Source organism: Escherichia sp. KTE96 (assembly GCF_000408525.1).
Classification (GTDB): domain Bacteria; phylum Pseudomonadota; class Gammaproteobacteria; order Enterobacterales; family Enterobacteriaceae; genus Escherichia; species Escherichia marmotae.
On record NZ_KE137146.1, the window covers coordinates 36351 to 50246 of the forward strand.

18 protein-coding genes are annotated in these 13896 nt (G+C 52.0%); 16 read left to right on the forward strand and 2 right to left on the reverse strand.

Going from position 1 to position 13896, the window contains the following annotated elements; genetic code table 11:
- The first annotated feature begins 30 nt into the window (after nt 1-30).
- Complete coding sequence (locus A1WG_RS20995; protein ID WP_016242514.1) at nt 31-1335, forward strand: tyrosine-type recombinase/integrase; 1305 nt, start codon at nt 31-33, stop codon at nt 1333-1335.
- Nucleotides 1336-1352: 17 nt separating this feature from the next.
- On the opposite strand, the gene fliE is transcribed toward A1WG_RS20995, so the two are convergent.
- The gene (gene fliE / locus A1WG_RS20990) at nt 1353-1667 is read right to left on the reverse strand and encodes a flagellar hook-basal body complex protein FliE (RefSeq protein WP_001516570.1); all 315 of its coding nucleotides are present in this window, start codon (nt 1665-1667) and stop codon (nt 1353-1355) included.
- Nucleotides 1668-1881: 214 nt separating this feature from the next.
- On the opposite strand from fliE, the gene fliF reads away from it, so the two are divergent.
- From fliF to rcsA, 14 genes are all read left to right on the forward strand, one after another.
- Complete coding sequence (fliF, locus tag A1WG_RS20985) at nt 1882-3540, forward strand: flagellar basal-body MS-ring/collar protein FliF (RefSeq protein WP_001516571.1); 1659 nt, start codon at nt 1882-1884, stop codon at nt 3538-3540.
- Nucleotides 3533-4528: a flagellar motor switch protein FliG gene (gene fliG, locus A1WG_RS20980; protein ID WP_000067961.1), complete on the forward strand. Its 996-nt coding sequence runs from the start codon at nt 3533-3535 to the stop codon at nt 4526-4528. Before fliF ends, fliG begins: the two co-directional genes overlap by 8 nt.
- Nucleotides 4521-5207, forward strand: a complete 687-nt coding sequence (gene fliH / locus A1WG_RS20975; protein ID WP_001282686.1) for a flagellar assembly protein FliH — start codon at nt 4521-4523, stop codon at nt 5205-5207. The genes fliG and fliH overlap by 8 nt, the downstream gene beginning before the upstream one ends.
- Nucleotides 5207-6580, forward strand: coding sequence for a flagellar protein export ATPase FliI (gene fliI, locus A1WG_RS20970; protein WP_000213265.1), 1374 nt, complete (start codon nt 5207-5209; stop codon nt 6578-6580). Before fliH ends, fliI begins: the two co-directional genes overlap by 1 nt.
- Before the next feature lie 18 nt (nt 6581-6598).
- Nucleotides 6599-7042, forward strand: coding sequence for a flagellar export protein FliJ (fliJ, locus tag A1WG_RS20965; RefSeq protein WP_000807573.1), 444 nt, complete (start codon nt 6599-6601; stop codon nt 7040-7042).
- Nucleotides 7039-8166, forward strand: coding sequence for a flagellar hook-length control protein FliK (locus tag A1WG_RS20960; RefSeq protein ID WP_001516572.1), 1128 nt, complete (start codon nt 7039-7041; stop codon nt 8164-8166). The genes fliJ and A1WG_RS20960 overlap by 4 nt, the downstream gene beginning before the upstream one ends.
- 104 nt (nt 8167-8270) lie before the next feature.
- Nucleotides 8271-8735, forward strand: coding sequence for a flagellar basal body-associated protein FliL (gene fliL, locus A1WG_RS20955; RefSeq protein ID WP_001516573.1), 465 nt, complete (start codon nt 8271-8273; stop codon nt 8733-8735).
- Nucleotides 8736-8739: 4 nt separating this feature from the next.
- On the forward strand, nt 8740-9744 hold the full coding sequence (gene fliM, locus A1WG_RS20950) for a flagellar motor switch protein FliM (RefSeq protein WP_001516574.1): 1005 nt from the start codon (nt 8740-8742) through the stop codon (nt 9742-9744).
- Entirely contained in the window at nt 9741-10154 is a 414-nt protein-coding gene (gene fliN / locus A1WG_RS20945) for a flagellar motor switch protein FliN (protein WP_001516575.1), read from the forward strand. The genes fliM and fliN overlap by 4 nt, the downstream gene beginning before the upstream one ends.
- 2 nt (nt 10155-10156) lie before the next feature.
- Nucleotides 10157-10522, forward strand: a complete 366-nt coding sequence (gene fliO, locus A1WG_RS20940; protein ID WP_001516576.1) for a flagellar biosynthetic protein FliO — start codon at nt 10157-10159, stop codon at nt 10520-10522.
- The gene (gene fliP / locus A1WG_RS20935; RefSeq protein ID WP_001253435.1) at nt 10522-11259 is read left to right on the forward strand and encodes a flagellar type III secretion system pore protein FliP; all 738 of its coding nucleotides are present in this window, start codon (nt 10522-10524) and stop codon (nt 11257-11259) included. The genes fliO and fliP overlap by 1 nt, the downstream gene beginning before the upstream one ends.
- Nucleotides 11260-11269: 10 nt before the next feature.
- Nucleotides 11270-11539 (forward strand): flagellar biosynthesis protein FliQ, encoded by a 270-nt coding sequence (gene fliQ / locus A1WG_RS20930; protein ID WP_000187358.1) that lies wholly within the window; start codon nt 11270-11272, stop codon nt 11537-11539.
- An 8-nt stretch (nt 11540-11547) separates the two neighbouring features.
- Nucleotides 11548-12333 (forward strand): flagellar biosynthetic protein FliR, encoded by a 786-nt coding sequence (gene fliR / locus A1WG_RS20925; protein WP_001516577.1) that lies wholly within the window; start codon nt 11548-11550, stop codon nt 12331-12333.
- 289 nt (nt 12334-12622) lie between these two features.
- Entirely contained in the window at nt 12623-13246 is a 624-nt protein-coding gene (gene rcsA, locus A1WG_RS20920) for a transcriptional regulator RcsA (protein ID WP_000103995.1), read from the forward strand.
- A gap of 43 nt (nt 13247-13289) precedes the next feature.
- Here the strand turns inward: rcsA and dsrB are convergent, their stop codons facing one another.
- On the reverse strand, nt 13290-13478 hold the full coding sequence (dsrB, locus tag A1WG_RS20915; RefSeq protein ID WP_000867217.1) for a protein DsrB: 189 nt from the start codon (nt 13476-13478) through the stop codon (nt 13290-13292).
- A gap of 162 nt (nt 13479-13640) precedes the next feature.
- Between dsrB and yodD the strand changes: the two genes are divergently transcribed.
- Complete coding sequence (yodD, locus tag A1WG_RS20910) at nt 13641-13868, forward strand: peroxide/acid resistance protein YodD (RefSeq protein ID WP_001516578.1); 228 nt, start codon at nt 13641-13643, stop codon at nt 13866-13868.
- Nucleotides 13869-13896: the final 28 nt, after the last annotated feature.

A 13896-nucleotide genomic window follows, 5' to 3' on the forward strand; every position in this document is an offset into this window, starting at 1 on the left:
TAATGCGCTCTTGGGCGTCAGGAGGGAACAATGGCTAAGACAGCATACCCAACAGGCGTTGAGAACCATGGCGGATCACTCCGCATATGGTTCATGTATAAAGGCACACGAGTGCGGGAAAGTCTCGGTGTGCCGGATACACCAAAAAACAGGAAAATAGCTGGCGAGCTACGAGCATCTGTTTGTTTTTCCATTAAGACGGGTAATTTCGACTATGCCGCTCAGTTTCCGGACTCTCCCAACCTGAGAAAATTTGGTGCGGAAAGTAAGGAAATTACCGTCGCAGACCTGGCTGAGAAATGGCTGGATCTGAAAAAGCTGGAAATCAGTACCAATGCGATGGGGCGTTACAGCTCCATTGTAAGAAATATGGTTCCCCGAATCGGAGGCAACAGACTTGCATCTGCTGTGACTCAGGAAGAGCTACTGTTCATACGAAAGGATTTGCTGACCGGATATCACGTTCTGAAACGCGGGCAAAAAACACCCATTAAGGGACGTTCCGTGCCAACTGTTAATAACTACATGAACACCATGGCGGGGATGTTTCAGTTCGCAGCCGACAGCGGATACATCAAAGAAAATCCGTTCGCAGCCATTTCGCAACTGAAGAGATCACGAACGGAACCTGATCCGTTAACCCGTGATGAATTTGTCAGGTTGATTAACGCATTTAAGCATCAGCAATTAAAAAATATGTGGTCACTGGCTGTTTATACGGGAGTTCGCCACGGAGAGTTGGTTTCTCTGGCATGGGAAGATATAGACCTGAAGGCTGGGACAATGACGATCAGAAGAAACCACACATTAACGAAAGAGTTCACTCTTCCAAAAACCGAAGCGGGAACAAACCGTGTTATCAACCTTATTCAACCTGCAATAGACGTGCTTAAGAATCAGGCTGAAATGACACGGCTTGGTAAGCAGTATCAGGTTGAAGTGAAACTTCGTGAGTATGGTCGAACTGAAATGCATCCGTGCACTTTTGTTTTCAATCCGCAAATCGTTACGCGTAATGGCCTTGCCGGGCACCATTATGCAGTTGGGTCGATTAATCAGTCATGGGAAACTGCAATGCGACGCGCCGGGATTCGCTACCGCAAAGCATATCAGTCCAGGCACACTTATGCATGTTGGTCTTTGACCGCTGGAGCTAACCCTAACTTCATCGCGAAGCAAATGGGACACTCTGATGCTCAGATGGTTTATCGCGTTTACGGATCGTGGATGGCAGAAAACAATCAGGATCAGGTATCCATTTTAAACCAGAAATTGAGTGAGTTTGCCCCATCCATGCCCCACGCTGTGGAATCGGATGTAATTAAACAAGTATAGTCAACAGGTTACAAAACCTACACCTGCATGGACATCACTTCCTGATACGCCGCCACCAGCTTATTACGCACCTGAATCCCCATTTGCATCGAAACCGACGCTTTTTGCATCTCGGTCATCACATCGTTTAGCGCTACGCCGGATTCACCGAGGGTAAATTTTTCTGCCTGTGTGCGGGCGGTGGTTTGCGTATCGCTAATGCGATCGAGCGCAGCATGAAGCTGTCCGGCAAAACTGATGGTCGGTTGCGGCAGAGTCCCCTGCGCACGCGCACTCATCGCCGTGGCCTGTAACTGGCTGATAACCCCTTCAATCCCCTGTATCGCTGACATATTCATCTCCCGGACAATTCTTGGTAGCAGAGCCTACCAGTAAGTCAATAAGATAAAGGCGCTAAATAGAGACAAAAAAATGGGTTAATTGGCGCATAGAAAAAAATAAAACCACAAATAATGAGGCCGTTAATTTTTCGAGTTTGCTGACCCGGGAGTGCGTCTTGTTCCACTTTGCCAATACCGCTGTCTATCATCTGCCACGAGGTGCGCGATGAATGCGACTGCAGCCCAGACAAAATCTCTTGAGTGGCTTAATCGCCTGCGCGCAAATCCGAAAATACCTTTGGTTGTTGCTGCCTCCGCGGCGGTTGCAGTGATGGTCGCGTTAATTCTGTGGGCAAAAGCCCCTGATTACCGCACGTTATTCAGCAATCTTTCCGATCAGGATGGCGGTGCGATCGTCAGCCAACTGACACAAATGAATATTCCTTACCGCTTCAGCGAAGCCAGCGGCGCGATTGAAGTTCCGGCAGATAAAGTTCACGAGCTACGTCTGCGTCTGGCACAGCAAGGCTTGCCTAAAGGCGGCGCGGTCGGTTTTGAACTGCTCGATCAGGAAAAGTTTGGTATCAGCCAGTTCAGCGAACAGGTGAATTATCAGCGAGCGCTGGAAGGTGAACTTTCCCGTACCATCGAAACTATCGGCCCGGTAAAAGGAGCGCGCGTGCATCTGGCGATGCCGAAACCGTCTTTATTTGTCCGTGAACAAAAATCCCCTTCGGCATCAGTGACGGTAAATCTTTTACCTGGTCGCGCGCTGGATGAAGGGCAAATCAGTGCCATTGTGCATCTGGTTTCCAGTGCGGTAGCCGGATTGCCACCGGGTAACGTCACGCTGGTGGATCAGGGTGGGCATCTGTTAACCCAGTCCAGCACCAGCGGGCGCGATCTTAATGACGTCCAGTTAAAATATGCCAGTGATGTCGAAGGTCGCATTCAGCGGCGTATTGAAGCGATCCTGTCACCAGTTGTCGGCAACGGCAATATTCACGCTCAGGTGACGGCACAACTGGATTTCGCCAGTAAAGAGCAAACCGAAGAACAGTATCGCCCTAATGGCAATGCGTCACAGGCGGCGCTCCGTTCCCGTCAACTGAATGAGAGCGAACAAAGCGGTTCCGGTTACCCTGGCGGCGTGCCTGGCGCATTATCGAATCAGCCCGCGCCTGCCAATAACGCGCCAATCAGTACGCCTCCGGCAAATCAAAACAACCGTCAGCAACAAACAAGCACCACCAGTAATAGCGGCCCGCGCAGCACCCAGCGTAATGAAACCAGCAACTACGAAGTCGATCGCACTATTCGTCATACCACAATGAACGTAGGCGACGTGCAACGTTTGTCGGTCGCCGTCGTGGTGAATTACAAAACGCTGCCGGATGGTAAACCGCTGCCACTGAGCGCCGAACAGATGAAGCAGATTGAAGATCTGACCCGCGAGGCGATGGGCTTTTCTGAAAAGCGCGGCGATTCACTCAATGTCGTCAACTCCCCCTTCAACAGCGGTGACGAAAGCGGTGGAGAACTGCCGTTCTGGCAACAACAAGTGTTTATCGATCAACTGCTGGCTGCCGGACGCTGGTTGCTGGTGCTACTGGTGGCGTGGCTGTTGTGGCGTAAAGCGGTACGCCCGCAGTTAACACGCCGCACCGAGGCGGCGAGCGCCGTACAACAGCAGCCACAGGCTCGCCAGGAAGTGGAAGATGCGGTGGAAGTACGCCTCAGCAAAGACGAACAATTGCAGCAACGCCGTGCTAACCAACGTCTGGGAGCGGAAGTAATGAGCCAGCGTATCCGTGACATGTCTGATAACGATCCGCGCGTAGTAGCGCTGGTCATTCGCCAGTGGATAAATAACGATCATGAGTAACCTGACAGGCACCGATAAAAGCGTCATCTTGCTAATGACCATTGGCGAAGATCGGGCGGCTGAAGTGTTCAAGCACCTCTCCCAGCGCGAAGTGCAAACCCTGAGCGCAGCGATGGCAAATGTCACGCAGATCTCCAATAAACAGTTAACTGAAGTGCTGGCGGAGTTTGAACAAGAAGCTGAACAGTTCGCCGCCCTGAATATTAACGCCAACGATTATCTGCGTTCGGTGCTGGTGAAAGCGCTGGGCGAAGAGCGTGCCGCCAGCCTGCTGGAAGATATTCTCGAAACCCGCGACACCGCCAGCGGCATAGAAACGCTCAACTTCATGGAGCCGCAGAGTGCCGCCGATCTTATTCGCGATGAACATCCACAGATTATCGCCACCATTCTGGTACATCTGAAGCGCGCCCAGGCCGCCGATATTCTGGCGTTGTTCGATGAACGTCTGCGTCACGACGTGATGCTGCGTATCGCCACCTTTGGCGGTGTACAGCCTGCCGCGCTGGCGGAACTGACCGAAGTGCTGAATGGTCTGCTCGACGGTCAGAATCTCAAACGCAGCAAAATGGGCGGCGTGAGAACAGCAGCCGAAATTATCAACCTGATGAAAACCCAGCAGGAAGAGGCGGTTATTACCGCCGTGCGTGAATTTGACGGTGAGCTGGCGCAGAAAATCATCGACGAAATGTTCCTGTTCGAAAATCTGGTGGATGTCGACGATCGCAGTATCCAGCGTCTGTTGCAGGAAGTGGATTCCGAATCGCTGCTGATCGCCCTGAAAGGTGCCGAACAGCCACTGCGCGAGAAGTTCCTGCGCAATATGTCGCAACGCGCCGCCGATATCCTGCGCGACGACCTCGCCAACCGTGGTCCGGTACGTTTGTCGCAGGTGGAGAACGAGCAGAAAGCGATTCTGCTGATTGTGCGCCGCCTTGCCGAAACTGGCGAAATGGTGATTGGCAGCGGCGAGGACACCTATGTCTGATAACCTGCCGTGGAAAACCTGGACGCCTGACGATCTTGCGCCGCCACAGGCAGAGTTTGTGCCGCTGATGGAGCCGGAAGAAACCGTCACTGAAGAGATCGAACCCAGCCTTGAACAACAACTGGCACAACTGCAAATGCAGGCTCACGAGCAAGGTTATCAGGCGGGGATTGCCGAAGGTCGCCAGACAGGCCATGAACAAGGCTATCAGGAGGGTCTGGCACAGGGGCTGGAACAAGGACTGGTGCAGGCGAAATCTCAGCAAGCACCGATTCATGCGCGGATGCAGCAACTGGTCAGCGAATTCCAGACCACCCTTGACGCGCTGGATAGCGTGATAGCTTCGCGGCTGATGCAAATGGCTCTGGAGGCAGCGCGTCAGGTGATCGGTCAGACGCCCACGGTGGACAGCCAGGCACTGATCAAACAGATCCAGCAGTTGCTACAGCAGGAACCGTTATTCAGCGGCAAACCACAGTTACGCGTGCATCCGGATGACCTGCAACGCGTCGATGAGATGCTTGGCGCAACGTTAAGCCTGCACGGCTGGCGGTTGCGCGGCGATCCAACTCTGCATCCCGGCGGCTGTAAAGTCTCTGCCGATGAAGGCGATCTCGATGCCAGTGTCGCCACCCGTTGGCAAGAACTCTGCCGTCTGGCAGCACCTGGAGTGGTGTGATGACCACTCGCCTGACACGCTGGTTAACCTCGCTGGATAGCTTTGAAGCCAAAATTGCGCAACTTCCTGCGGTACGCCGCTACGGGCGATTAACCCGCGCCACCGGGCTGGTGCTGGAAGCCACCGGATTACAACTACCGCTCGGCGCAACCTGTGTGATTGAACGCCAGAACGGCGCTGAAACTCACGAAGTGGAAAGCGAAGTGGTTGGCTTTAACGGTCAACGGCTGTTTTTAATGCCGCTGGAGGAAGTGGAAGGTGTACTGCCTGGCGCACGCGTTTATGCCAAAAACATCTCCCCACAAGGGTTGCAAAGCGGCAAGCAATTACCGCTCGGTCCGGCGTTGTTAGGTCGCGTTCTGGACGGTAGCGGTAAACCACTCGACGGCCAGCCCTCTCCCGATACGACTGAAACCGGTGCATTAATTACCCCGCCGTTTAACCCATTGCAACGTACGCCGATTGAGCACGTGCTGGATACGGGCGTGCGTCCAATCAATGCCCTGCTTACCGTCGGACGCGGGCAGCGTATGGGGCTGTTTGCCGGTTCCGGCGTCGGCAAAAGTGTGTTGCTGGGGATGATGGCGCGTTACACCCGTGCAGATGTGATTGTCGTTGGTTTAATTGGTGAACGTGGACGCGAAGTAAAAGATTTTATTGAGAATATCCTCGGTGCTGAAGGGCGTGCGCGCTCGGTGGTGATTGCCGCACCAGCCGATGTTTCTCCGCTCCTGCGAATGCAAGGTGCCGCCTATGCCACGCGCATTGCCGAAGATTTTCGCGATCGGGGTCAGCATGTGTTGCTAATTATGGATTCCCTCACCCGCTACGCGATGGCTCAGCGTGAAATTGCGCTGGCGATTGGCGAACCGCCTGCCACCAAAGGCTATCCTCCATCGGTATTCGCCAAACTACCGGCGTTGGTCGAGCGTGCCGGAAACGGCATCAGCGGCGGCGGCTCGATTACCGCTTTTTATACCGTGCTCACCGAAGGTGATGATCAGCAAGATCCGATTGCCGACTCCGCGCGGGCGATCCTCGACGGGCACATCGTACTGTCTCGTCGTCTGGCGGAAGCCGGACACTATCCGGCAATTGATATTGAAGCGTCAATCAGCCGTGCAATGACAGCACTGATCAGCGAGCAACATTACGCGCGGGTGCGCACATTCAAACAGTTGTTGTCGAGTTTTCAGCGCAACCGCGACCTGGTCAGCGTTGGTGCTTATGCCAAAGGCAGCGATCCCATGCTCGATAAAGCCATCGCCTTATGGCCGCAGCTTGAGGGCTATTTGCAACAAGGCATTTTTGAACGCGCGGACTGGGAAGACTCTCTCCAGGGGCTGGAGCACATTTTCCCAACGGTGTCATAACTCAGGAGATAACAGCAGATGGCAGAACATGGCGCACTGGCGACCCTGAAAGATCTGGCAGAAAAAGAGGTGGATAACGCCGCACGACTGTTGGGTGAAATGCGTCGCGGATGCCAGCAGGCAGAAGAGCAACTCAAAATGCTGATCGATTATCAGAATGAATATCGTAACAACCTGAATAGCGATATGAGTGCAGGAATGACCAGCAATCGCTGGATTAACTATCAGCAATTTATCCAGACGCTGGAAAAAGCCATTACTCAGCACCACCAGCAACTTACACAGTGGACACAGAAAGTTGATGTTGCCCTGAATAACTGGCGGGAAAAGAAACAACGTTTGCAGGCCTGGCAGACACTGCAGGAACGGCAATCCACGGCGGCACTGTTAGCAGAAAACCGCCTCGATCAGAAAAAGATGGATGAGTTTGCCCAGCGCGCCGCCATGAGGAAACCAGAATGATTCGCTTAGCGCCCTTGATTACCGCTGACGTTGACACCACCACGCTGTCCGGCGGTAAAGCCACCGATAGCGCACAAGATTTTCTCGTTTTGTTGAGCGGAGCATTAGCAGGCGAGACAACAAACAACAAATCTACGCCCCCATTGTTGGTGGCGACAGATAAACTTGTCATCAAAGTCGAGCCGCTGGTCAGCGATATTCAGAACGACGCGCAACAACCAGATTTACGGATCTCTGTGGATGGAACACAGCCCGTCATCAACGACGAACAATCCACATCAACACCATTAATCACCGCTCAGGCGATTACGCTGGCTGCGGTGCCAGACAAAGACACGGCAAAAGACGAAAAAGCGGATGATCTTAATGAAGACGCCGCGGCCAGCCTGAGCGCCCTTTTCGCAATGTTGCCGGGTTTTGACAATACGCCCAAAGTAACTGACACACCATCAACCGTGTTACCGACAGAAAAGCCAGCACACCCCACAAAACTGACTTCTGCGCAACGCACAACAGCACAGCCTGGCGACACCGCTGAAGCGTCAGTCCAGTCATTAACACCGCTGGTAGCTGAAGCCCAGAGCAAAGCGGAAGTCATCAGCACACCTTCGCCAGTGACTGCTGCTGCCAGCCCGCTAATCACTCCACACCAGACGCAGCCTCTGCCCACCGTCGCAGCGCCTGTTTTGAGTGCCCCGCTGGGTTCCCATGAATGGCAACAATCCTTAAGCCAACATATTTCACTGTTTACCCGTCAGGGGCAACAAAGCGCTGAATTGCGTTTGCACCCGCAGGATTTAGGTGAAGTGCACATCTCCCTCAAAGTGGATGACAACCAGGCGCAAATCCAGATGGTTTCGCCGCATCAGCACGTGCGCGCCGCCCTGGAAGCGGCTCTTCCGGTACTGCGTACACAACTGGCAGAAAGCGGTATTCAGTTGGGGCAGAGCAATATCAGCGGCGAAAGTTCTAGCGGTCAGCAACAGGCGGCGTCTCAGCAACAGCAAGGCCAGCGCACAATAAACCATGAACGCCAGGCTGGCGAAGATGACGATGCACTGCCAATTTCTGCCTCTTTACGAGGGCGTGTAGCAGGCAACAGTGGCGTTGATATTTTCGCCTAACGTCAGAGGTACCCCCTTAATCTGCGTCTTTTCCCCGCTTTGTCGCGATCAAGACACAGGATAATTAACCGATAAGCAGTAGCGACACAGGAAGACCGCAACACATGACTGATTACGCGATAAGCAAGAAAAGCAAGCGATCGCTTTGGTTCCCGATTCTGGTATTCATTACTCTCGCGGCCTGCGCCAGCGCGGGGTACAGCTACTGGCACTCGCATCAGGCGTCGACTGACGACAATGCGCAGCAACATGTCATGCCCTCACCGGTCTTCTACGCACTGGACACTTTTACGGTCAACCTGGGCGATGCGGATCGTGTGCTTTATATCGGTATTACTCTGCGACTAAAAGATGAAACCACCCGTTCGCGCCTGAGCGAGTATTTGCCGGAAGTCCGTAGTCGCTTGCTGTTACTGTTTTCGCGTCAGGATGCCGCCGTGCTGGCAACCGAAGAAGGCAAGCAAAAGCTGATTGCCGCGATTAAAGCCATACTCTCCACCCCGCTTGTTGCCGGGCAACCGAAACAGGATGTCACCGACGTGCTGTATACCGCTTTTATTCTGCGATAACGACATGGGCGATAGTATTCTTTCTCAAGCTGAAATTGATGCACTGTTGAATGGCGACAGCGAGGTCAAAGACGAACCGACTTCCGGCGTGACCAGCGACAATGACATTCGGCCTTACGATCCCAATACGCAACGACGGGTTGTGCGCGAACGTTTGCAGGCGCTGGAAATCATTAATGAACGTTTTGCCCGACATTTCCGCATGGGGCTGTTTAACCTGCTGCGTCGTAGCCCGGACATCACCGTCGGGGCGATCCGTATCCAGCCATATCATGAATTTGCCCGCAACCTGCCGGTGCCGACCAACCTTAACCTTATCCACCTGAAACCGCTGCGCGGCACAGGACTGGTGGTGTTCTCGCCAAGCCTGGTGTTTATTGCCGTGGATAACCTGTTTGGCGGCGATGGTCGGTTCCCTACCAAAGTGGAAGGTCGCGAGTTTACCCATACCGAACAGCGCGTCATCAACCGCATGTTAAAGCTGGCGCTTGAAGGCTATAGCGACGCCTGGAAGGCGATTAATCCGCTGGAAGTCGAGTATGTACGTTCGGAAATGCAGGTGAAATTTACCAATATCACCACCTCACCAAACGACATTGTGGTTAATACGCCTTTTCATGTCGAAATTGGCAACCTGACCGGTGAATTTAATATCTGCCTGCCATTCAGCATGATCGAGCCGCTGCGGGAATTGTTGGTTAACCCGCCACTGGAAAACTCGCGTAATGAAGATCAGAACTGGCGCGATAATCTGGTGCGTCAGGTACAGCATTCACAACTGGAGTTGATCGCCAACTTTGCCGATATTTCGCTGCGCCTGTCGCAGATTTTGAAACTGAAACCCGGCGATGTCCTGCCGATAGAAAAACCCGATCGTATCATCGCGCACGTTGACGGCGTTCCGGTGCTGACCAGCCAGTACGGCACCATCAATGGCCAGTATGCGTTACGGATAGAACATTTGATTAACCCGATTTTGAATTCTCTGAACGAGGAACAGCCCAAATGAGTGACTTGAATAATCCGGCCGATGACAACAACGGCGCAATGGACGATCTGTGGGCTGAAGCGTTGAACGAACAAAAATCAACCAGCGGCAAAAGCGCCACTGAGGCGGTGTTCCAACAGCTTGGTGGCGGCGACATCAGTGGAACATTGCAGGATATCGACCTGATTATGGATATTCCGGTCAAACTGACCGTCGAACTGGGTCGCACACGAATGACTATCAAAGAGCTGTTGCGCCTGACGCAAGGATCAGTGGTGGCGCTGGACGGTCTGGCTGGCGAACCGCTGGATATTCTGATCAATGGCTATTTAATCGCCCAGGGCGAAGTTGTGGTCGTTGCCGATAAATATGGCGTGCGGATCACCGATATCATTACCCCGTCTGAGCGGATGCGCCGCCTGAGCCGTTAGTGATGAATAACCACGCCACCGTGCAACCAACCACGCCGGTTTCCACCGCGCCGCTCCTGCAGGTGAGTGGCGCATTAATTGCCATTATTGTCCTGATTCTCACTGCAGCATGGCTGGTGAAACGGCTGGGATTTGCCGCCAAACGCAGCGACGCCCGCGGGTTAAGAGTCAGCGCCAGCGCTTCACTTGGCGCGCGCGAGCGGGTAGTGGTGATCGATGTGGAAGATGCACGACTGGTACTCGGCGTCACCGCAGGGCAAATCAATCTGTTGCATAAACTTCCCCCTTCTGCGCCAACGGAAGAGATGCCACAGGCCGATTTCCAGTCGCTAATGAAAAATTTGCTCAAGCGTAACGGGAGATCCTGATGCGTCGTCTGTTATCTGTCGCTCCTGCTCTTCTCTGGCTGGTCAGCCCCCTCGCCTTTGCGCAACTGCCTGGCATCACCAGCCAACCGCTGCCTGGCGGAGGACAAAGCTGGTCGCTTCCGGTGCAGACGCTGGTGTTCATCACCTCGCTGACGTTTATTCCGGCGATTTTACTGATGATGACCAGTTTCACTCGCATCATCATCGTTTTTGGTTTACTGCGTAACGCGCTGGGAACCCCCTCCGCCCCGCCCAACCAGGTATTGCTGGGACTGGCGCTGTTTTTGACCTTTTTTATTATGTCACCGGTTATCGACAAAATTTATGTCGATGCGTACCAGCCATTCAGCGAAGAGAAAATCTCAATGCAGGAGGCGCTGGAAAAAGGGGCGCAACCGCTGCGTGAGTTTATGCTGCGTCAGACCCGCGAGGCAGATTTAGGGTTGTTTGCCAGACTGGCAAATACCAGCCCCTTGCCGGGACCGGAAGCCGTGCCGATGCGCATTTTGCTACCGGCCTATGTGACCAGCGAGCTGAAAACCGCATTCCAGATAGGCTTCACGATTTTCATTCCTTTCCTGATTATCGACCTGGTGATCGCCAGCGTGTTGATGGCGTTGGGGATGATGATGGTGCCCCCCGCGACCATTGCTCTACCATTTAAACTGATGCTGTTTGTGCTGGTGGATGGCTGGCAATTGCTGGTCGGTTCGCTGGCGCAGAGCTTTTATAGTTAGAGAGGGCAAAATGACACCTGAATCGGTCATGATGATGGGGACGGAAGCGATGAAAGTCGCTCTGGCGCTGGCCGCCCCGCTGCTACTGGTGGCGCTGGTGACTGGCCTTATTATCAGCATTTTGCAGGCTGCCACGCAGATTAACGAAATGACGCTATCGTTTATTCCGAAAATCATCGCCGTATTTATCGCCATTATTATTGCCGGGCCGTGGATGCTCAACCTGTTACTGGATTACGTCCGCACCTTGTTCACTAACCTGCCGTATATCATCGGGTAGCGCGTGCTATGTTGCAGGTAACAAGCGAACAATGGCTTTCCTGGTTAAGTCTGTATTTCTGGCCATTGCTGCGCGTGCTGGCGCTGATCTCCACCGCGCCCATTTTAAGCGAACGTAGTATACCGAAACGGGTGAAACTGGGACTCGCGATGATGATCACTTTCGCTATTGCCCCGGCATTACCAGCCAACGATGTTCCCGTTTTTTCGTTCCATGCCCTGTGGCTGGCGGTGCAGCAAATCCTGATTGGCATTGCCCTTGGGTTTACCATGCAATTTGCCTTTGCCGCTGTGCGAACTGCTGGAGAAATTATCGGTCTGCAAATGGGGCTTTCATTTGCGACATTCGTCGATCCAGGCAGCCATCTTAATATGCCCGTTCTGGCGCGTATTATGGATATGCTGGCTCTGCTGTTGTTCCTGACATTTAACGGCCATTTATGGTTGATTTCGCTGCTGGTCGATACGTTTCACACTCTGCCTATTGGGGGCGAGCCGCTTAACAACAATGCGTTTCTGGCGCTCACCAAAGCAGGAAGTTTAATTTTTCTCAACGGATTGATGCTGGCATTACCGATTATTACCCTGCTGCTGACACTGAATCTGGCGCTGGGATTACTTAATCGTATGGCTCCGCAATTATCAATTTTCGTTATCGGTTTTCCATTAACTCTGACGGTCGGTATTTCATTAATGGCAGCATTAATGCCGTTAATTGCTCCGTTTTGCGAACATTTATTCAGTGAAATTTTTAATTTGCTTGCCGATATTATTAGCGAATTTCCAGCAATATGATTCCGTAATGTTTATCGTGTTATCCTAAGGATTATCCGAAAAATAAAATCAGGCTACATCTTCCAGGATACTCCTCTGGCGCAATATTTATTTTAGTCTCACTCACATATCACAACATTTACTTTACTTTAAGACAATTCCAGGCAAATTATAAAGAACTTTACGGGATAGTAAGTCCGCCTGAAAAATCGCGAGAGTGCCGCATTAGGTGATGCTTGTTGTTCCGTTTAGTCATGATGAAATATTCAGGTAAGGGGAATTATCGTTACGCATTGAGTGAGGGTATGCCATGTCAACGATTATTATGGATTTATGTAGTTACACCCGGCTAGGTTTGACCGGGTATCTGTTGAGTAGAGGGGTTAAAAAAAGAGAAATCAACGACATCGAAACCGTTGATGACCTTGCCATCGCTTGTGATTCACAGCGCCCTTCAGTGGTGTTTATTAATGAGGACTGTTTTATCCACGATGCTTCTAACAGTCAGCGTATCAAGCACATCATTAATCAACATCCCAATACGTTATTTATCGTTTTTATGGCAATTGCCAATGTTCATTTTGATGAATATCTGTTGGTCAGAAAAAATTTATTGATTAGTTCTAAATCAATTAAACCGGAATCTCTCGATGATATCCTTGGCGATATTCTGAAAAAAGAGACAACAATGGCCACTGTTTTAAATATGCCGACGTTATCATTGAGTCGAACCGAATCGAGTATGTTGCGAATGTGGATGGCTGGTCAGGGAACCATTCAGATCTCCGACCAAATGAATATCAAAGCCAAGACCGTTTCATCGCATAAAGGCAATATTAAACGTAAGATCAAAACGCATAATAAACAGGTTATCTATCATGTCGTCCGACTGACGGATAATGTGACTAATGGTATTTTTGTCAACATGCGCTAACACATTCTGACTGGTGGTTTCCCACCAGTCAGGCTGAATGAAATTACTCTGCTTTCTCCACAAAGATACCGTCCTGATGCCCTGCCTCATTAAAGAACCAGATGCCGAGCGGGTAGTCTTCCAGCGAAACCAGGTACATTGTGCCTTCACTAAACTCCTCAACTGCCAGTACCACGCCAGGACGACGCGGACCGCCATCCGTTTTGACTGTTACCCGATCATTCACCTTCATCATTTTCCTCCTGTGGCTTTGTGCCAGTGTAGAACAATTTCTTTTTGCTGGCAGCGCCGGATGAGCGCGAGTGCTGATTTTCTCGACGGTCTATACTTAAAAGATGCCAGGCGTGCATCACGGTCAGCAGCATCAAATGAGTAACGGTTGCGAGGAAAGATGATGAAAACCGCAAAAGAGTACAGCGATACCGCAAAACGTGAGGTCAGCGTCGATGTCGATGCCCTGCTGGCGGCGATCAATGAAATTAGCGAAAGCGAAGTTCATCGCAGCCAGAGTGATTCAGAACACGTCAGTATCGATGGTCGTGAATACCATACATGGCGTGAATTAGCGGATGCCTTTGAACTGGATATTCATGACTTTAGCGTCTCGGAAGTAAACCGCTAAATGCGACATAAAAAAATCCCGGCCCTTG